Source organism: Paenibacillus vortex V453, assembly GCF_000193415.1.
Lineage (GTDB): Bacteria > Bacillota > Bacilli > Paenibacillales > Paenibacillaceae > Paenibacillus_AQ > Paenibacillus_AQ glucanolyticus.
Genome location: NZ_ADHJ01000018.1, coordinates 75,791 through 94,429, shown reverse-complemented (window position 1 = coordinate 94,429; position 18,639 = coordinate 75,791). Strand labels below are relative to the sequence as shown.

General features: G+C 49.5%; 17 protein-coding genes, 1 pseudogene and 1 other annotated feature (1 of these 19 running past the window's edge). Of the genes and pseudogenes, 4 read left to right on the top strand and 14 right to left on the bottom strand.

What is annotated here, in order from left to right; translation table 11 throughout:
* Positions 1-120: 120 nt before the first annotated feature.
* The 7 genes and pseudogenes from PVOR_RS10850 to PVOR_RS10820 form a co-directional block, all read right to left on the bottom strand.
* On the bottom strand, positions 121-558 hold the full coding sequence (locus PVOR_RS10850) for a hypothetical protein (RefSeq protein WP_006209211.1): 438 nt from the start codon (positions 556-558) through the stop codon (positions 121-123).
* A 434-nt stretch (positions 559-992) separates the two neighbouring features.
* The gene (locus tag PVOR_RS10845) at positions 993-1,256 is read right to left on the bottom strand and encodes a YlbG family protein (protein ID WP_006209210.1); all 264 of its coding nucleotides are present in this window, start codon (positions 1,254-1,256) and stop codon (positions 993-995) included.
* Between the two features lie 47 nt (positions 1,257-1,303).
* Positions 1,304-1,741 (bottom strand): YlbF family regulator, encoded by a 438-nt coding sequence (locus PVOR_RS10840; protein ID WP_006209209.1) that lies wholly within the window; start codon positions 1,739-1,741, stop codon positions 1,304-1,306.
* Between the two features lie 104 nt (positions 1,742-1,845).
* Positions 1,846-3,555: a helicase-associated domain-containing protein gene (locus PVOR_RS10835; protein ID WP_006209208.1), complete on the bottom strand. Its 1,710-nt coding sequence runs from the start codon at positions 3,553-3,555 to the stop codon at positions 1,846-1,848.
* 63 nt (positions 3,556-3,618) lie between these two features.
* The gene (locus PVOR_RS10830) at positions 3,619-5,349 is read right to left on the bottom strand and encodes a DNA repair helicase XPB (RefSeq protein ID WP_006209207.1); all 1,731 of its coding nucleotides are present in this window, start codon (positions 5,347-5,349) and stop codon (positions 3,619-3,621) included.
* 155 nt (positions 5,350-5,504) lie between these two features.
* Positions 5,505-6,679: pseudogene (locus PVOR_RS10825) on the bottom strand (M20 family metallopeptidase).
* Between the two features lie 33 nt (positions 6,680-6,712).
* The gene (locus PVOR_RS10820) at positions 6,713-7,222 is read right to left on the bottom strand and encodes an NUDIX hydrolase (RefSeq protein WP_006209205.1); all 510 of its coding nucleotides are present in this window, start codon (positions 7,220-7,222) and stop codon (positions 6,713-6,715) included.
* Between the two features lie 252 nt (positions 7,223-7,474).
* Here PVOR_RS10820 and PVOR_RS10815 point away from each other — a divergent pair, with 252 nt between their 5' ends.
* The gene (locus tag PVOR_RS10815; protein ID WP_006209204.1) at positions 7,475-7,822 is read left to right on the top strand and encodes a YugN family protein; all 348 of its coding nucleotides are present in this window, start codon (positions 7,475-7,477) and stop codon (positions 7,820-7,822) included.
* 11 nt (positions 7,823-7,833) lie between these two features.
* Entirely contained in the window at positions 7,834-9,051 is a 1,218-nt protein-coding gene (gene ftsW / locus PVOR_RS10810; RefSeq protein WP_006209203.1) for a putative lipid II flippase FtsW, read from the top strand.
* Between the two features lie 57 nt (positions 9,052-9,108).
* Here the strand turns inward: ftsW and PVOR_RS10805 are convergent, their stop codons facing one another.
* Complete coding sequence (locus PVOR_RS10805; RefSeq protein WP_006209202.1) at positions 9,109-9,495, bottom strand: Asp23/Gls24 family envelope stress response protein; 387 nt, start codon at positions 9,493-9,495, stop codon at positions 9,109-9,111.
* 189 nt (positions 9,496-9,684) lie between these two features.
* Between PVOR_RS10805 and cax the strand changes: the two genes are divergently transcribed.
* The gene (gene cax / locus PVOR_RS10800; RefSeq protein WP_006209201.1) at positions 9,685-10,758 is read left to right on the top strand and encodes a calcium/proton exchanger; all 1,074 of its coding nucleotides are present in this window, start codon (positions 9,685-9,687) and stop codon (positions 10,756-10,758) included.
* Positions 10,759-10,866: 108 nt separating this feature from the next.
* Here the strand turns inward: cax and PVOR_RS10795 are convergent, their stop codons facing one another.
* The 5 genes from PVOR_RS10795 to PVOR_RS10775 form a co-directional block, all read right to left on the bottom strand.
* The gene (locus tag PVOR_RS10795; RefSeq protein ID WP_006209200.1) at positions 10,867-11,154 is read right to left on the bottom strand and encodes a YlaN family protein; all 288 of its coding nucleotides are present in this window, start codon (positions 11,152-11,154) and stop codon (positions 10,867-10,869) included.
* A 150-nt stretch (positions 11,155-11,304) separates the two neighbouring features.
* Positions 11,305-11,547 (bottom strand): HPr family phosphocarrier protein, encoded by a 243-nt coding sequence (locus PVOR_RS10790; RefSeq protein ID WP_006209199.1) that lies wholly within the window; start codon positions 11,545-11,547, stop codon positions 11,305-11,307.
* 95 nt (positions 11,548-11,642) lie between these two features.
* Entirely contained in the window at positions 11,643-12,758 is a 1,116-nt protein-coding gene (locus PVOR_RS10785; RefSeq protein ID WP_006209198.1) for an aminopeptidase, read from the bottom strand.
* A gap of 131 nt (positions 12,759-12,889) precedes the next feature.
* The gene (locus PVOR_RS10780) at positions 12,890-13,711 is read right to left on the bottom strand and encodes a hypothetical protein (protein WP_234972835.1); all 822 of its coding nucleotides are present in this window, start codon (positions 13,709-13,711) and stop codon (positions 12,890-12,892) included.
* A gap of 106 nt (positions 13,712-13,817) precedes the next feature.
* Positions 13,818-15,809: a sensor domain-containing diguanylate cyclase gene (locus tag PVOR_RS10775; RefSeq protein WP_006209196.1), complete on the bottom strand. Its 1,992-nt coding sequence runs from the start codon at positions 15,807-15,809 to the stop codon at positions 13,818-13,820.
* Between the two features lie 529 nt (positions 15,810-16,338).
* Here PVOR_RS10775 and rpsD point away from each other — a divergent pair.
* Positions 16,339-16,941, top strand: a complete 603-nt coding sequence (gene rpsD / locus PVOR_RS10770; RefSeq protein WP_006209195.1) for a 30S ribosomal protein S4 — start codon at positions 16,339-16,341, stop codon at positions 16,939-16,941.
* A 154-nt stretch (positions 16,942-17,095) separates the two neighbouring features.
* Here the strand turns inward: rpsD and tyrS are convergent, their stop codons facing one another.
* Entirely contained in the window at positions 17,096-18,349 is a 1,254-nt protein-coding gene (gene tyrS, locus PVOR_RS10765) for a tyrosine--tRNA ligase (RefSeq protein ID WP_006209194.1), read from the bottom strand.
* A 52-nt stretch (positions 18,350-18,401) separates the two neighbouring features.
* Positions 18,402-18,639: a binding site (T-box leader), on the bottom strand; it runs 40 nt beyond the window's last position.

The following is an 18,639-nucleotide window of genomic DNA, read 5'->3' as shown; positions in this document are numbered from 1 at the left end:
ACATCGGTTCCCCTCTCGCTGCCTCTCTTGTTTTATCATTGTAACGGATCACAGCAGCGCATACAAAAAAAGACATCCGCGCTTACGCTCGCATGCCACATCATGAATTATGGTTCATCTCTATTTACGCTTACGGCTGTTCTTGATCAGTGTCATACGACGCGAATGGCGAAGCCATGAGTAATAAGACTTCAAATCACGAAGCTCAATGGTTTCAGACATACGTCCCAGAAAAGTTACAATGATCATCCGATGCAGTGGATTGCCAATCAGATCACGCTCATGCTCCAGCTCCGAAAACTCCGCCACAACAACCAGGTCGTCATCAATCAGATAGACGTCCTGTTCGTTACGATAATACGGCACGATCCGGTCCTGCTTCAGGCATTCCCACATCCAGGTTCCGATCTCCTCATGGGATGTGTCATTGCCCTCCACCCGGTCTGTATAACGGCTCTTCGCATGGTTGGTAATCACGATGTCGGCTACCTTTTTATCATTTAACGTAATATAAAACGGCTCATAGGTGCTCCACCGCTCAGTCCCTTTGTCGCGCATGGAATATCACTCTCCACCAAATGGGTCTTTGTATCTATGTATATATACCCAACATATTACATCATTCCACTAGTATTCACAAGATTGAAACATCGTTTCTTGTGAACAATCACCGAAAATTTAGAAAAAGCTCTAGTTGTATCCTGTGTGGGAAGGTGCAACGTCATATGGAATGATGGACCAATTAAAGTGTAAATTGTACCGTATTTATACTATTTTATCAAACAAGATTCCGATTTATGCCAATCTGTCGTCCCCATTCCATAATAAACTTTGCGCAGCGGAGGTGAGCGATGGAATTTCAACAAAAAGCGAAAGCTGCAAACTGCTGACATGCTTATACAAAAAAAGCGGCCCCCGGGAAGGGGCCGCTTTACGCTCATCCGCCAACTATGCGATTACCGTTGACTTCAAAGTCCGGTACAGCCTGTGGGCTAGGGGCCGTAAAACTTCGCCTTGTCCGGCCCTTTGCTGCTGTACTCCGTCTTAATCTCATTCCGGTAGGAGCGCTCGATCTTACGAACGTAGGACAATCTCCGGATGTTCTTCATTGTCTCTTCGGCACGGTCAGCGTTGACGTACATGACAACATAATGCATACGGCGTGATATATAATGTACGCTGCCGTATTTCTCCAAGTTCCTTGCTGCCTTTACATCGCTGACCCATATAATAAAACCGGTCCGTTCAGCCAACATCCTAAGCTCCTCGCCTCACTTTCATCTCTATCTCTAGTGTGTTCCTCTTATCCGCAGGAACAAGCTCCGCCGCTGCCGCATCCCTTCTTCGGAAGTGGATCATTGCCCGGAACCTTGATGCTCTCGGAGACCGAAAAAGCAATTCTCTCCGACATCGAGTGCAGCAAATCGTCCAGATTCTTCTCGGCCTGCTTGAACCGTGCGACAGGCTCGTACGCCTCCAGCTCGGATTCCACTGCGGCTACTTCATCCTTCGCCGAATGATAATTCGGGTGGAAGTGACCGAACCGCTGAGTCTCATCAAACAGTTCTTTCTTGGATTCAAGCTTTCTGATCAAAGCCTGGATCGTCGGATCACTCTCTACTTCCTGCTTCCAATATAGATAATCCGCCACTTCGACGGAAGCATTAATCATGTCGCCTATTTCATAGGCATAGGTGAGCACCTCGGCCATATCGACCGTGTTTAATTCCGATACGCTCATGAACTCATCCCGCTTTTCTATTAGTTTGGCCCACACCTGGGTGGAGTGGACTCTTTTATCATAGCATAACGCTCGCATCTTAAGAAGGGGAAATTCAAACGCTTTTACGGAACGACAAGCCGCATTTCCTTCCATTCCCCTTCACCTAACTGCACGGTACTCCCCATCTTTTCCGAATCCGGTTCGTATAGCGCACCCGAAATTTTCCATGGCTGGCGTTCAAGCTGAAACGGAATAAACTCCATGCGGCTGCCATCGATCGCTATCTCTAATTTGGCTGACAACTCAAGTGCCTGCTCCATCATTTGCTTCGCCGTCGAGCTGTGATACGATCGCCAATCCCGCGTCCACATCACAGGAATATGATTCAGGTCCGGAACGATCGAAACTCTATCCGGAACGCAATCATCCAGCTCAAGAACAAACTCCCTGCGCGCAGGGAGCATCCATCCGCAGGCTGGATTGCACACATAACGAGCCGCATGGTAACGATTATCCGATCCGTCGCAGGCCAAGACTTCGACTCTTTCCTCCAGGGTTATGCTCGCCTGTGGTAAGTTCTCCGGATTCCACGATCTTTCAGTATCCTTGCCCCACTGACATAACGCAGCCTGCACGTTCTCCGGAACCCCCGTCCCCGCATGCTCCTTAAGGAAGGACAGTATCTTTTCCGGTCCCATTCCTGCTTCCGCTGCCTGTGCCACAGAGTCTCTGGTCAGACGGTAAACCGTCATAAGATCATCCGAGATGCGTTCCGTGCACATGGCAGCCGTATATTTAACCGTATAAGACACATCTGGTGGGATCAATAATTCAAAATCCGGTTGGATAAAGAGCTGCCCTTCCACGGGATGATTGCGGTTCCCCCCACTCAGCAAAGCTGATGGATCCATACGCCATCTAAAATGCAGCCTGCCTTCTTCATCGACTCCAAGATCGGTGTACCCGCACCCGGTCAGCAGCCGTACCCATGGAGCAGCATCCTGCACCGACAAGCTCTGTGCCTTGGACGCATCCCTTTCGGGCCGATCCATGCTGCTTGCCAGCAGCTGATCAACGGCAAACCAGATGCCTCTGGTTAGAGAAGAATCGCATATCCGCCAGGTAAAATGCTGATATTCCGCTTGATTCGGAACATAGCGCTCCATCATGTTAAGAAGCACTAATCGGTCCATCGCTTCACGCGGAAGTGCCAGCCAATGCTGCAATGCGGCCGTGTTTGCCTTCAGTGAGCCCTGCACCGGAGCTGCCAGCTCAAACGTGAGCAGCAGATCCAATATAACCGCGACATGAGGAGGGTAAGCTTCATCATGGGCATAACGGAGAAGAAGTCCCTCCACGTCGGACGGTGTTAGTTCTGCCACGCTACCAAGCCTCTGAATATGCTTCTTATGCAGAACCCCTTTGCCGGTCATAGCTGCGTGATGCTTGGCAATATATACGAGTACATTGAACAGATCGACTGTGATGCCACTCCTGCCTTCCTGCAGCAGCTTCACGGCTGTCGCGGTAAGCGGTTCAGGCTTCAGATGACAGAAAGCCTCCTGAAGCGTCTGCAGCTTGTCAAAAGGGATAAAGTACAGCCTCTCGCTCCATCCTTTTTTGACCGCCTGGACCCAGCCCTGCTGCCGCAAGGATACAAATGCGAGCTGCACCTCCATCCCGCTTAGACGCTGAACATGCATGGAGCGCAGCCTGTCGTCGTCAAAGCTCTGTCCCGCAAATCGGCGCCAGATGTGTTGGAGAACCGAACGCTCCTTCGGATGAAGCTGGTCTAAACTGCAGCGTCCCGCGCTGTTCTGCTGGTCCGTCATCTCCAGGAAGCCTCCTTCCCGCGAGATAATTCGAACCGAGAAGTCCCCGAAATCCCGCGCAGATCAACAGAACCCGGAGGCTTCGCCAGAACCGTCGTGATATGCATACCCCTGCTCAATCAAGAACAGCTGCCTCCGTATGGCAAACATCTCCTCCCGGCTATCCTCTGAGACTACTGCATAAAAATAAGCCCGGTTCTCCCCTTGCTTCGGCCGCAGCAAGCGTCCGAGCCGCTGTGCCTCCTCCTGCCTTGAACCATAGCTGCCCGAAACCTCGATCGCAACGGAAGCATCCGGCAAGTCCACTGCGAAATTAGCCACTTTAGAAACGACAAGCACGCGCACGGCTCCTTCCCGAAACGCCTTATACCATTCATTCCGCTGATCCTGCGCCATCTGTCCCGTAATGAGGGGTGCATCCAGTTGCCGGGCAATAGTATTGAGCTGATCCAGGTATTGGCCGATGACCAAGATTTGAGCTCCTTTGTGTAAATCCACGAGCTGCTTTACAACTAGCAGCTTGGACGGATTCTCGGCCGCCAGCCGATACTGCTCCCTTTTGCCAGCAGCCCCGCAAGCTTCTTTGAGTTCTTCCGGCATCGGCACCTTCATCTCAACGCAGTCCACCGAGGCAATCCAGCCCTGTTCCTCCAGCCGTTTCCACGGCATTTCATACCGTTTGGGACCGATCAGCGAGAACACGTCATGCTCCCGTCCATCCTCCCGAACCAATGTGGCCGTCAGGCCAAGCCTGCGTGTTGCTTGAATATCGGCCGTTGCACGGAACACCGGAGCAGGAAGAAGATGAACCTCATCATAGATGATCAAACCCCAACGGCGTTCGTTAAACAGCTTCATATGCGGCTGCTCATCGTCCTTTCCCTGGCGATGAGTCAAAATTTGATAGGTGGCTACCGTGACTGGCCGAACATCCTTGCGCTGACCGGAATATTCACCAATGTCATCGACAGACAGCGACGTTTTGTGTAACAGCTCGGTGATCCATTGTCTGACAGACGTTGTGTTGGAGGTAAGGATCAGCGTCTCACACTGCAGCTCGCGCATGGCAGCCATGCCGATCACCGTCTTTCCGGCTCCACAGGGCAGCACGAGCACCCCGTTGCCTCCTTCACCGCCGATATCCCTGAAGGATTCCACAGCTTTCTGCTGATACTCGCGAAGCTTGAATTCTTGATCAGCTTCTTCCGGCAACTCTCCGCTCGATTCCTCACTTCTTCTCGTATCCGGTCGTTCTCCCGCCCAGAAGATGTTCAAATATTGTCCATCCAGATATCCCGCATGATCCAGAACAGGATAGCCAAGCCGGGTCAGCTCCTGTTTTAATACGCCACGGCGGCCGGCAGACACCTCTGCCTCGTTCGGCGAAATAAACTGCACCCCGATCTCCACCAGAGAGTGCTTGGACTTCAGTTCCTGCATCACGGATTCCTCCTCACTGCGCAGGAGCAAGGAATGCTCAAGCGTTGGATGCGGAAGCAGCGACAACTGCCCGTAGCGGCCAACGATCCGTCCAACCTCTTCCAGAAGCGCTGCCGGCACGTCCCACCTTGACAGCGATTGGAGACTCGAGCAAATCATCTCTGCCGTCATTCCCGCGGCGGCGGCATTCCACAACGTCAACGGGGTCAAACGATATGTATGAAAAGTTGCAGGACTTTTGATCAAATCCGCATAGTGCGCCAATTGTTCTCGTGCGGCCTCAAATTCAGCATGCGTGGTTTCAAGAAGTATGGTCCGATCCCGCTGGACAATGCATGGTTTGTTGTGCACCATTTTTCCCTCCTCGTATCATATGGATCTCCGTTTTCCATAGCTGAGCTAAAAAAAGAAGCCCACATCCAATGTCATGGATCTGAACTTCCCCTATGATTTATAGGATTTCCAAAATACGAGGGTTCATGCGCTATGAATGCGATTTTCTATGGGTTCTATTCCCCATTCTGATAACTCGATACCATTTCTATCAGCAGCTTCGCCCCGTAACGCATCGCATCTTACATCAAAGTCAAACATCGGATGATGGTGAGGTATAAATCGCCTGCTTATCCGGGTTACCCGCCCCCACGAAAATAAAGCAGCCCGGGATCTCTTGCAGATAGTAAGCGAAATCCTCTGCAGGCATTAATTTAGGAGAGACCAGCACCTGCTCCGCTTCGAATACCTTAGGTGCCGTCCGAAAGAAACGCGCGGTTTCTGCTTCATCATTTACGACGGTCGGATAGCCGACGAGATATCGAACCGATGCCTCTGTGCCGTAGGTTTCCGAAACCGTCCGGGCCATATGCTCGATCCGCTCCCGGATCAAAACCCGGGTATGTTCGTCGAATGTGCGAACCGTTCCGGTAATCCGGCAAGTGGAGGCAATCACATTTTGCGCCGTCCCTGCTTGAAAGGTTCCTACCGTAACAACGGCCGGCTGAAGCGGATCAACGGTACGGCTTACGATCGTCTGGAGCTGCATGACAAGCGCTGCACCGGCCACCAAGGCATCAGCCGTAACATGCGGCATCCCGCCATGTCCTCCGCGCCCTGTAATATCAATGAAGAACTCATCTGCCGCTGCCATCAGCGGACCTGGCGCACTGGCTGCCGTCCCTACGGGGAACGGCGACCACAGGTGAAGTCCATACACCACGTTGGCTCCTTCAAGCGCTCCATCCTTGATCATCTCCACGGCTCCGCCGGGACACACTTCCTCCGCAGGCTGGAACATAAACCGAATCTCACCCTGAACCTCTTCCGGATACGTACTGTAATATGCCGCAGCACCGAGCAGCATGGAGGCATGACCATCATGTCCGCAAGCGTGCATAACCCCTTGAACCTTGGATTTGTATTCACAGCTTTTACCGTCTTCAATCGGCAGCGCGTCCATATCGGACCGCAGCACCACGGTCTTGCCGGGTTTATCCCCTTTTAGAATGCCTATAACACCATGCCCGCCTACGTTCGTCTTGACCTCCAGACCCAACTCCTGAAGCCGGGACGCTATAAATGCTGAAGTTTCTTTCTCCTGGAACGAAAGCTCCGGGTTCATATGTAAATGACGCCGCCATTCCACCATCCGTGGAAACCACTGCTCCCAAAAAACTTCCTTCGTCAAGTTGCATCATCCTCTCCCCGCTATTATTGCGGCTCAATCGATCGCAAGAAATCCGTAAAGCTTACTTAACAGCAGTCCATGCCCGACCATCGCATCCATATGGCTGCCCTCCTTCATCTTGCGATACACCTCCCTGAGCGGAACCCACACAGCTGTCACATCTTCGTCATCCTCTTGATTCGACTCCTTCTTCCCGGACACCTTCAAATCGTCGGTGAAATAATAATGCACGCAGCGGTTAGCCAGGGAAGCCATTGGATAAGCGCAACTCATATAGGTCAGATCCTTGCAAAGAACACCCGCTTCTTCCTCAAGCTCCCGCTTTACGGCCAGCGCGCGTTCCTCCCCCGGCTTAACCGTCCCGCCCGGGAGCTCCCACGTGATTTCATTAACCGCTTCACGATGCTGACATACCAACAATAAACAGCCCTGATGAACAGCCACCACCGCCGCCGATTCCGGAATCTGGTCCATCACAACAATTTCCTTCTGCGTGTTTTCTTCCACTGCGTAATAATCCGTGCGGTAAACGATGCGATTCATAGGTAATTTCCACCCTTCATCTGAATTGAAGCCCTATGAATATATAACCACTGGAATGGAAAGCGTACATTTCACAGCGTTTTCACTTTCTTTTATTCTAACAGAAAAGAAGAATGCCTGTCGTTATCAAAATCTCTTCTGGATAAAAGGTCTCAAATGAAGCGTGACGGGCGCTTCAGGCTTGCACAAGTTCCTGAAACATACTATCATATTAAAGAACTTTGCAAGGACTATTAAGGGGGTTACGACCACATGATTTTCGAAAATACAGGCTTGGACGGATTGCACAGTGATTTAGCTTACCTTGACGAATGTGCTGAGAAAGTTGGCTTCATTCGTTGGCAGTGGGAATACTACCGTGCTACATATGACTTGAAAATCGAAGATAAAAAAAATCAGGCTGAGTACTTCCTGCGCATGAACACCCGTGCGGTTGAAGGCAAGCTCGAAAAACCGGATACCATCCTCAAAATCGAAGCGGTATACCTGGGTAAAGCTACGTTCCCGCACGGACTTGAGTATGAATCCATGGCTCCTCAGCCTGTTATGAATGTGGCAACCAAGAAGCTTCAAGAGCTCAAAGCTCTTCTGGAAGCGTAAGGTCGAACATTATGAATACGACCAAACCTCAGCCGAAGAGAGGGACGCCTGATTTTCAACTGCTGATCCTTACCTTGCTGTTAGTGGGATTCGGACTGATCATGGTGTTCAGTTCCAGCTCCAGCTTGGCCGTTTTCAATGAAAAATTTAATAACGATCCACTGCATTTTACGAAACGGCAAGTCGCATTTGCGGTCCTTGGCACGTTGGTTATGTTTGTCACGATGAACATCAACTACAAGAAATTCAAGAAGCTCTTTATTCCGGTGTTTTTTCTGACACTGATTCTGTTGATTCTTGTGGTCATCATCGGCTCAGCCACCAACGGAGCCACAAGCTGGTTCAACTTGGGGAAACTTGGCATTCAGCCGACCGAGCTTGCCAAAATTGCGACCATTGTCTATCTGGCAGCGCTGATCACCAAAAAAGGGGAACGAATCCGTCAGTGGAAGGGCGGTTTCTTCCCCGTACTCATTATTGTGGGGATCGTTGCCGGCCTTATCATGCTCCAGCCGGATTTAGGCTCCTGCTTCATTCTGGTCGCTACCAGCGGCCTGCTGATCTATGCAGGCGGAGCCAGCCTCAAGCATATTCTCGGCTGTATCTCGCTGGTTGTGCTCGGTTTGGCGCTCACACTGGGTATCGGATCGCTCTTTAACTCCGGCGGTGACCAGGAGCAGGCCTCCAAGAACTATAAAGTGGGCCGTATCGAGGCTTTCATGGACCCGTTCCAAGATGAATCAGACACTGGCTACAATTTGGTTCAATCGCTGATTGCTATCGGTCAGGGTGGTCTTACCGGGGCCGGTTATGGAGAAAGTGTGCAGAAGCTGCATTACCTGCCGAATCCCTACAATGACTTTATCTTCTCCGTCATCGGTGAAGAATTCGGCTTTATCGGAACCGCCATCTTCCTGCTGCTCTATCTATATTTCATACTGCGGGGAATCATTGTTTCACTTCGCTGCTCGGATCCGTTCGGGACGTTAACAGGTGTCGGAATTATGGGACTCATCGCCATCCAGGCATTCATCAACATCGGCGGAGTGACCAATACCATTCCGATTACCGGTGTTACCCTTCCGTTCATCAGTTATGGCGGATCTTCGCTGCTGGTAATGATGCTGAGTATGGGCATTGTGCTCAGCATATCTAGAGACAGCAACCGTCCGATGAAAGAGGAGCAGGTTAAATCCGTAATTAAAAAAGACTACCGGGCAACCGTGTAGTCTTTTTTCTTCATTTTTTTCATTGTTTGCGGGGGAAGTAACCCCCTAGGATTTGTCTTATTTTGCTCGAAACTGAATATCGTCGATTTCATCGTCTTTAAATGCTACACCTTCGACCTTCACGTTTACCTCAACCACACGAAGCCCTGTCATGCTCTCCACTGCTTCGCGGACATTCTGTTGAAGCATGCGGCACACTTCATGTATAGGTGTCTCATAGAGCACGATAATCCGCAGATCGATCGCAGCTTCCAGCTGCCCTACTTCTACCGTAACACCCTTTTGCACATTTTTGCCGCTCAGTCGCTTAGCCCAGCCTTCTGACAATCCACCGGACATTGCTGCAATACCTGGGGTTTCCAAGGCAGCCAATCCGGCAATTTTCGAGACGACATCATCCGATATTCGAATCAAACCGTTATCCAGTTGAAGTTGTTCCGTCATGCCATATCCTCCTTCACCTCATTATCCGTTATTGTAAATGGTAACGGACCTAAAAAGCAAATGCTCACTTCGACAAAAGCCGGATTAATTTTTCAAAAAAATTGGGTATATTGTAAAAAGTAATACGAGAATCGTCGTTTCGACTCGTATAGAACTTATCATTACATAAACTAAAGGTAGGTGCAGGTTATGAAAAAGTGGTTGAATCCCTCGCTTCTCATCTTTACCTTTCTGCTGAGCGCACTTGGGCACTTTGCGAATTGGAATTTCACGCTCCAGTTTATTTTGTCTTCCATTTCGGTTATTTTTGTGGCCGGCTTTCTGGGCAGGGCAACCGAAAGTGTTGCGCATTACGCCGGTCAGCGGCTCGGGGGGTTCCTCAACGCCACCTTCGGAAATGCGGCGGAGCTGATCATCGCAATCCTTCTGATCAAAGAAGGTTTGTACGATATGGTCAAGGCAAGCATCACCGGCTCCATTATCGGCAACCTGCTGCTCGTGTTGGGTCTCAGCCTGTTTGCCGGAGGACTGAAGTTTAAAATCCAGAAATACAACGTGACGCTGGCGGGCCTGAATGGATCACTGATGACGCTGGCCATCATTGCGCTATTTGTCCCTGCAGTCTTTCTGAACACCCACTCCATTACGGAGGGACAAACCAAAACGCTCAGCCTCATTGTCGCGGGAATTCTAATTGTGGCTTACCTCGCATGGCTTGGGTTCTCGATGATCACGCATAAAAATTATTTAGCGGATGTCAGTGATGATCATCATCAGGATGCGCTGCCGCACGAGCACGGTCCCACCTGGTCCAAGAAACGCTCGATTCTGTTCCTTGTGGTTGCAACCGTCATGGTTGCGTTTGTAAGCGAATGGCTTGTCGGAGTGCTTGAGCCGATCAGCCATGAGTACGGTCTCAGTGAGCTTTTTATCGGGGCATTCCTTGTGGCCATTATCGGTAACGCGGCCGAGCACAGTGCAGCCATCATGCTCGCCATGAAGAACAAGATCGGTGCTGCGGTTGAAATTGCCGTTGGCAGCAGCCTGCAGATTGCCTTGTTTGTTGCTCCGGTGCTTGTCTTCATCAGTTTCTTTCTCGGCAATACAATGGATCTCGTGTTCACCACGCTCGAGCTGGTTGCAATCGGCGTCGCCGTATTCATTGCAAGGTCCATCACGCAGGATGGAGCCTCTAACTGGTATGAGGGCCTTCTGCTGATCGCTGTATATGTAATTTTAGGCGTCTCTTTCTTCATGGTATAGGCACAGCCGCAGCCCCGGTATGAATGCAAGAAAAACCGCATGTCAAAAAACGCATGTCGTGTGGGCGCGACATGCGTTTCTCTATGTATGCGCCTGTACAAGTACAGGCTATTTGGATTGATTCATGGCTTCGTACAGGAGCGCCAGATTGCGTTCAAGCTTGCTGATCAGCTGCTTTCCCGTACTTTCCGGAAGAAGCCCGGCCCGCACCGCGAAATCAACCTCTTTTGAAAAACCGTACATTTGGGTATCCAGCACTTCCTCATAGAGAGGACAATAACGGGTCGCCAGATTCTCCATCTGTACTTCAATAAGCTTTAGGATTTTATCTGCATCTTCATGAAGAAGACTGATCGCTTTTAGATTCAGCTGTTCCTGTAAATCAGATGAAGTCATGATCTTCCCCCCTATGTCAAAAATCACAGCACAGTTACTATCTTTAATATTAGTCGAAATCGAATCTCAATACAAGGACCTGAATAAAATAGACCCCTGCTCTACGAAAAAACACCCTTCCATTGAATGGAAGGGTGTTTTTGGCGACTGTTATTCAGCCACGACGGATACATTCAAACCATGTTTGGTGAATACGTCGATCATTGCTTTTTTAGCTTCATCAGCATCTGGTCCGTGTACATGCAGTTCATAGCTTTGGCTGTTGACAAGCGTTGTGAACAGACCCAAGATGCTTTTCACATCGATGTACTTGTTCTCTGCCTGCAAAACGATAGAGGAAGAGAACTGGCTAGCGGTTTGTGAAATTTCCACGATAGATTGATTATTGGACATACGAATCCCTCCGTAACTTTAGGATCTGAATAAAGCTCATCACTGCACCTTCATGATACATTGAATCCGTTTTCTTATGCAACATTTTTTCCAATCTATTTAAGATTTTCCGGATTTAACGCTGCGAGTTCTGGAATCACAAATATACCATCCTTGCGAATCAGACGATCGTCAAAGTAGATTTCCCCGCCGCCGTACTCAGGCCGCTGGATTAAAACCAGATCCCAGTGAATGGAGGAGCGGTTGCCGTTGTCTGTTACATCATATGCTTGACCTGGCGTAAAATGCAGGCTTCCAGCGATTTTCTCATCGAACAGAATATCTTTCATCGGCGTCAAAATGTACGGATTAAAACCGATGGCAAACTCACCGATGTATCTTGCACCCTCATCCGAATCCAAAATCTCGTTCAGACGCTTGGTGTCGCTGCCCGTTGCTTCTACGATTTTCCCGTTTTCAAAGCGGAATTTAATATTCTCGAAGGTTACCCCGTTATACAAAGTCGGCGTGTTGTAAGAGATGGTTCCATTAACAGAGTTGCGAACAGGAGCCGTGTACACTTCGCCGTCCGGAATATTTTTCTGACCGGAGCATTTTTCGGCACCGATGTTTTTGATCGAGAAGCCGAGTTCCGTACCGGGTCCGACAATACGAACCTTATCGGTGTTTCTCATCAGCTCGGCCAAAGGATCCTGGGCACGGTCCATTTTGGAATAATCCAGATTGCAGACATCAAAGTAAAAATCCTCGAATGCCTCTGTGCTCGTGTTGGCGAGCTGCGCCATACTGGCGTTGGGATAGCGGAGAACTACCCATTTCGTGCGCTTGACACGCTCTTCGCTATGTACCGGGTGGGAATAAAGGGCATTGTACAGCTTCATATTCTCCTCAGGCACGTCAGCCATATCGTTGACGTTCTCGCCTGCACGTATGCCGATGTAACAATCCATTTGTTTCATACGCTCCAGGTCCAACTCGGCCCACAGCTCCAGCTGCTCCTTGTTGGCATTCTTCAGCATGGCGCGTTGAACCGTGCGGTCGGTCAACTGTACGAACGGACGGCCTCCTTGATTCCCGACCTCCTCAATGATCGCATTCAGCAAATCACGCTCCGATCCGATCATCTCGATGAGCACATTTTCTCCCGGCTGCATATCAACGGAATAATTCACGAGATTCTGAGCCAGTTTCTGAATTCTGGGATCACGCATATGTCTTATCCTCCTTGTGTTGACTGTTCCCTACTTCAATAATTGAACAGCGGTAAATTTATAGATTATTGTAGCATGGAAGCCGGCTTGCGTCAGCGCTCCACGTGAAAAATATTTTCACGTCACTTACGTCAATAGCCGGTAAATGTAACTTCAGACAAGAGCGTTTCCGTCCGAGTCTTGCCGTGGCTATCTATAAATGAAAGCTTTCGCTCCATCGTTAATTTGGCTGGAAGATGGTTTTTCTTGTTAATTGTCAAATGACTTACGGAAAGAGCATCCGCCTTCTGCAGCCTATTCCTCATCTCTTTATAATCTCTTTCCCACACGGTCTTCAGCTGTTTACGCACCTTGGGATTGTCGCTGTATAGCGGGTCTCCTTTACGCTCAATCCGCTCTGCCAGCACCTTCATCTGTTCATCCAAGGAGCCATATGCCATCTCGGCTGCCGCTTCCGGGGACAATTCGATTCGAAGCACCTTCGTCCCTCTTGCCGCGCCGAGCTCTTGAGTCACCGTCTTCTCCGAATTACCCAAATACTCCAGCAATTCCAACGGATTGAGGCGGGTCATCCACATTTCGTCAGCTCCCTGTGATGAGAGTGTGCTCCACCTGCCTTGCTTGCGCTTAAGTGTCACTTTAAGCCCATCTGCTTTATATATCGAATCCGCCGGTCCCTTTTCTTGAAGCAGCTTCGCGGCCTCGCCTTTTGACGATAACGTTAAATCCTTGTGATGCTGCAAATGCCCTTCAAATGCCATACTTTGCTGAAACGGACCATTCTCCTCGCTCCGAATCGCCGCCTCCCCTTTAAATGAGAAATTGTCGATGCCAGACAGTCCCGAAAGGGCACGATTGAACGATTCTTCGGCGGACAGCTGTTCCTGCCAGGCACATCCCGTTAAGCAGCTTATGAGCAAAATCATTCCGATGAGTGTCCATAATTTCCTCATTCTCATAATCATCAGCCTCTCGTTGATCTTGCTCTTAGGCTATCCGCGGCTCATGACATTATTCAGATTACAAAAAAAACCCTGCAGCCACTCAGCTGCAGAGTTGTTAGTCCAAAGCAATCTCGGCTCCCGCCCTCTCCACGACGATCCGGTTGCGCCCGCTATTCTTCGCTTCGTACAGCGCCATATCCGCTCGATAGAAGAGCGATTCCACACTGATCTTGTCGTTGGTCCAGTTCCACTCGGAAACGCCGCAGGAAACCGTGACTCTCGGATCGGTCTCCTCCGCCACCCTTAAACGAATACGCTCAGCTACCTGCACTGCCTGTTGAATGCCGAGTCCAGGCAAATACACCGCCAATTCCTCGCCGCCCCAACGGGCAGGAATATCGCTGTGTCGAATGGTACTTTTCACAATGCTGCTGACCTGCTTCAGGATCTTGTCGCCTCTCTGATGGCCAAACGTATCGTTAACCAGCTTGAACTCATCGATATCCACAACAATCAGAGAACCGCAAAAATCTCGGTTTTGACATTCATGAATCATCTCATCAAGATAATGTCTTGCATACAGTTCAGTCAGCATATCCCGATTCGCCATTCGTCGCACCTCGGCATGCAAAAAGGCATTGCCGATTGCCAGACCGATATGGCTTGTAAGCGCTTGAAGCAGACGATAGCTGTCATATGAGAAATAATGCCGCTTCGCGTGTGTTAAGAGAACCACGCCCCGAACCTCGCCGTTAACCGTCAGCGGAGTTGCAATCATCGAGCTTGAATTCGTGCTGTCCATCAGTCTCGACTCCGCCGGACGTTCTTCATGATAATCCGACAGAATGAGCGGCTCCTTCGAATGATAGACCAGACCGCCCAGACCGTAATCCTTCTCAAAGACCTCCTTCGCCAGCCACTCGGCGTTGCAGGACACCACTTCAAGGCCGCCAAGCTCCTCGTTGTATATCAGAATGCAGCAATAATCCGCCTCTAGGATTTTGAGCAACTCATGGTTGGCAAATTGGAATATTTCCGCCAAATGCAAGCTTTTGTTCAGGCGCTGCGTCAGCTCATTAATCATACGGAGCTCGTGGATCATCAGGTTGGACTGCTCGTACAGCTTGGCATTCTCAAACGCTGTACCCGCCGCATCGGCCATCATGCCGAGCAATTCCAAATCCATGTCCGGCAGTTCGGATTTGTCCACTTCCACGTGAAGCACGCCGTAAACTCCTTGCTTGCCCCCCATTGGAATCCCGATCTCCACTATAGGATGAGGAGGCTCATGTTCACGGATCGTCAAGGTGCCTTCCATAAATGTTCGGACGTAGACCTCCTCCTGCCAGTGATGGAGAAGCAAGGGACGCACCAGCGGATGCCCGCTTTCATGATCCTGGGACATAAACAATTCGACTTTCGCCCTAGGATACAGAGCCAGGACACTATCAATGGCCTCAATAAGCACGTTGTCCACATTAATCTGAACATGCATCCGCTTTACATACTGAAATAAAATGGAACGGCGATGAACTTCGCGCTCCGCCTGGGAATGAACTTTCTCCAGATCATCAGCAAATATGTATTCGAGCTGGCGATAGAAGCAGGAGCGAAACAACAAGGCATGACTCTCTGCCAGCATAAGCGACTGCTCCTGTTCCATGGCATCTGTAGAGACGCAGACCAGCACCCCAAACAAATCGCCATGAACACGGGTGAACAGCGGAACAGAGCATAGCACTCTCCCCTCAAACGACTCCTTACCCATACCTGCCGCGGCTTCTTTAGCAATCATAGTATCCGATAGCGTATCGTCTTCGCTCGCATAAAGGTATTCTCTTATTTCAGGTGCCCCTGTCAGCCAAGTCCCCTCATGAGAAAGAAGGGCCCAGCTGAATTTCTTCATCGCTTGTGTGCCTGCACTTTCTCTCTGCCACTCCATATAGCTGTCTGTTATGAGAGGCTGAAGGTAAGGGAAATCATGGGGTGTAATATCCAAGCCCTGAAGCCAAAGACAAGGCTCATTTCCCGGAATAGGCCCGGAATCATTGAACATGACCACAGAACCGGGAGAGCTTTCGTACACTTTCCGTTGTTCTTCTGACATATTGGGCGCTCCTTTGCACCATTATAAAAGGCCTATCCAAGACTGGCGTTCCGATTCATAATGTAAGGATCCATTAGTGCTGCCGCTTTAGATTGCGGTAACCCAGCTGTTCAACATGTTGGGGAGTATAATCACCGAAAACGTTCCGTTATGTAACTAGATAAATGCGACTACTTAATTCACTAATATCTTACTCTTTTCTACCCATTTTTGCATTAAAATTTATGCGTTTTTCACAATATTTTTAGGTCCATGGTCCTATCGACAAATTTAGACAAAAAACAAGAAATGGTAAGTTACAGGTTGAACTTGACTTTATATCATTACTTCATATAATATTTATTGTTGAGTAAGAATGCAATGCATTCGATGAATTTGGGCGGGTTGTGTCACCCTCACGTTATTTGTTACTGACAGGACAGCGGCTGAACTTTCCTGACAGATCTTCCGGAAATCACGGGTTAGAGTAAACAAATACGGCGCAAATAGAGCCCTAATGAAACTTTAATTAAAAAGGAGTCTATATAACATGGCACGTTACACCGGTCCTAAATTTAAATTAAGCCGTCGTCTGGGAATCTCCCTGAGCGGTACAGGTAAAGAATTGGCAAAACGCCCTTTCCCTCCAGGTCAGCATGGTCCTAACCAACGGAGAAAAGTAAGCAACTACGGTATGCAGCTTCAAGAAAAGCAAAAGCTGCGTCACATGTACGGCTTGGGCGAGAAGCAATTTAAAACCCTGTTTAACAAAGCAACTAGCATGAAAGGTATTGCTGGTGAGAACTTCATGTTCCTGCTTGAGAGCCGTCTGGACAACCTGGTTTACCGTCTTGGCTTCAGCAACAGCCGCGCAGGCGCTCGTCAATTGGTTGCTCACGGTCACGTGACTGTGAACGGCAAGAAAGTCGATATCGCTTCTTACGCTGTAAGCACAGGCGATGTTATCGGTCTTCGTGAAAGAAGCCGCAGCCTCTCTTCCATTAAGGAAGCTTTGGCTAACCGTGTACATCTTCCAGCTTACATCGAGCTTGATGAAGCTTCAATGGAAGGAAAGTACATCCGTCTTCCAGAGCGTTCCGAACTTTCCCAAGATATCGACGAGAAACAAATCGTCGAGTTCTACAACCGTTAAGATTAACGCAGAACTCAAAAAACCTGAAGGCTCCTGCCTTCAGGTTTTTTTATGCCTAAATACGGACCCTCTTGATTCATCCGATACCCAACAGAGTGTAAAACCGTCTTGTGTCTTTTCTCTCTGTGATCACGTACTTTACTGTGCCTTTGTTTTAAGAAAGCTTTAATCTGGCAAATTTACGTTTGCCCACCTGAATAATATCGCCATCTTGAGGAGTGATTTCACCATAGATGTCAGTCCATTTCTCTTCATTCCATTTTACAGCGCCCTGCTGGATTGACCGCCTGGCCTCAGCGTTCGAAGCCGCAAAGCCAAGTTGCGTAAGCAGCTTGATCAAACCAATCTTGCCGTTCTCCAGTGTCTCTTCGGCTACAACGAAATCCTCAATCTCTTCAGGCAGAGCATGCTGCTGGAAGACGGTTACAAAATGCTGCTGGGCAGCATCCGCTGCTTCCATTCCATGATACATACGTACCAAAGTGTGCGCCAGCCCCATTTTGGCATCCCGAGGATGTACACTTCCGTCCTGTAGCCCTGTCTCCAGCTTGTTCAAATCCTCGCTTCTTGCATCGGTAGCCAGCCTATAGTATTTCAGCATGAGCTCATCCGGAACGGACATGGTTTTGCCATAAATTTCGTTAGGTTCTTCATCGATTCCGATGTAATTGCCCAGGCTTTTACTCATCTTCTGCACGCCGTCAAGTCCTTCGATAATCGGCATTGTGATCGCAACCTGCGCCTCTGTGCCATACTCCTTCTGCAAAGTACGCCCCATCAGCAGGTTGAACTTTTGATCTGTACCGCCAAGCTCTACATCGGTCTTAAGCGCAACGGAATCCATTCCTTGCATCAGCGGGTAAAAAAACTCGTGAATACTGATCGGCAGCCCGTTTTGGTAACGTTTAGTGAAATCATCACGCTCCAGCATACGTGCAACGGTTACCTTTGCCGACAAACTGACAACTTCTGCAAAAGTCATCGGTGCGAGCCACTCGGAATTGTAGTATATCTTTGTTTTATCAGGGTTCAGCACTTTGTAAATTTGTTTTTTGTACGTTTCCGCATGATGCTTCACTTCTTCTTCCGACAACTGCTTACGCGTTTCGGATTTACCGGTTGGATCCCCGATTCGGCCGGTAAAGTCGCCAATGATGAGTTGCACCTGATGACCAAGCTCCTGAAACTGGCGCAGTTTCTGCAGCACGACGGTATGGCCTACGTGAAGATCCGGCGCAGACGGGTCCATTCCCAGCTTCACACGCAGCGGCTCGCCGGTTACGACCGATAGCATCACCTTATATTTCATCTCATCTTCCGGAACGATCTCCACGGCCCCACGGGAGATGACCTCCATCTGACGCTCTACCTCCTGCCGCTGTACCATTGACAATAGTTCCCACTTCATGTTTCAGCACGCCTCCTCTCTATTATGAAACGCAAAAAAGCCCCTTCTCATCCCAAGGGACGAGAAGGAGCGCTCGCGTTACCACCCTAATTAAAACCCGTCTTCACACAAAACCTTCGCGCAAAAAAACGGATTTTCACTTCATTACCATAACGGAATTGTCATCCCGGAACCGGACTACACAGCAGCTGTGCACCAAATACGCAGCTCTTATTCCCCCGGACAGCTCTGGACGGTAATTCAAAGGGGTATCGTTATCGGTTTGCACCAGCCACCGACTCTCTGAAACG

Excerpts from the sequence above, each read along its gene's own strand:
- PVOR_RS10850 (WP_006209211.1), bottom strand. The coding sequence starts at position 558 with ATGCGCGACAAAGGGACTGAGCGGTGGAGCACCTATGAGCCGTTTTAT.
- PVOR_RS10845 (WP_006209210.1), bottom strand. The coding sequence starts at position 1,256 with ATGTTGGCTGAACGGACCGGTTTTATTATATGGGTCAGCGATGTAAAG.
- PVOR_RS10840 (WP_006209209.1), bottom strand. The coding sequence starts at position 1,741 with ATGAGCGTATCGGAATTAAACACGGTCGATATGGCCGAGGTGCTCACC.
- PVOR_RS10835 (WP_006209208.1), bottom strand. The coding sequence starts at position 3,555 with ATGACGGACCAGCAGAACAGCGCGGGACGCTGCAGTTTAGACCAGCTT.
- PVOR_RS10830 (WP_006209207.1), bottom strand. The coding sequence starts at position 5,349 with ATGGTGCACAACAAACCATGCATTGTCCAGCGGGATCGGACCATACTT.
- PVOR_RS10820 (WP_006209205.1), bottom strand. The coding sequence starts at position 7,222 with ATGAATCGCATCGTTTACCGCACGGATTATTACGCAGTGGAAGAAAAC.
- PVOR_RS10815 (WP_006209204.1), top strand. The coding sequence starts at position 7,475 with ATGATTTTCGAAAATACAGGCTTGGACGGATTGCACAGTGATTTAGCT.
- ftsW (WP_006209203.1), top strand. The coding sequence starts at position 7,834 with ATGAATACGACCAAACCTCAGCCGAAGAGAGGGACGCCTGATTTTCAA.
- PVOR_RS10805 (WP_006209202.1), bottom strand. The coding sequence starts at position 9,495 with ATGACGGAACAACTTCAACTGGATAACGGTTTGATTCGAATATCGGAT.
- cax (WP_006209201.1), top strand. The coding sequence starts at position 9,685 with ATGAAAAAGTGGTTGAATCCCTCGCTTCTCATCTTTACCTTTCTGCTG.
- PVOR_RS10795 (WP_006209200.1), bottom strand. The coding sequence starts at position 11,154 with ATGACTTCATCTGATTTACAGGAACAGCTGAATCTAAAAGCGATCAGT.
- PVOR_RS10790 (WP_006209199.1), bottom strand. The coding sequence starts at position 11,547 with ATGTCCAATAATCAATCTATCGTGGAAATTTCACAAACCGCTAGCCAG.
- PVOR_RS10785 (WP_006209198.1), bottom strand. The coding sequence starts at position 12,758 with ATGCGTGATCCCAGAATTCAGAAACTGGCTCAGAATCTCGTGAATTAT.
- PVOR_RS10780 (WP_234972835.1), bottom strand. The coding sequence starts at position 13,711 with ATGAGGAAATTATGGACACTCATCGGAATGATTTTGCTCATAAGCTGC.
- PVOR_RS10775 (WP_006209196.1), bottom strand. The coding sequence starts at position 15,809 with ATGTCAGAAGAACAACGGAAAGTGTACGAAAGCTCTCCCGGTTCTGTG.
- rpsD (WP_006209195.1), top strand. The coding sequence starts at position 16,339 with ATGGCACGTTACACCGGTCCTAAATTTAAATTAAGCCGTCGTCTGGGA.
- tyrS (WP_006209194.1), bottom strand. The coding sequence starts at position 18,349 with ATGAAGTGGGAACTATTGTCAATGGTACAGCGGCAGGAGGTAGAGCGT.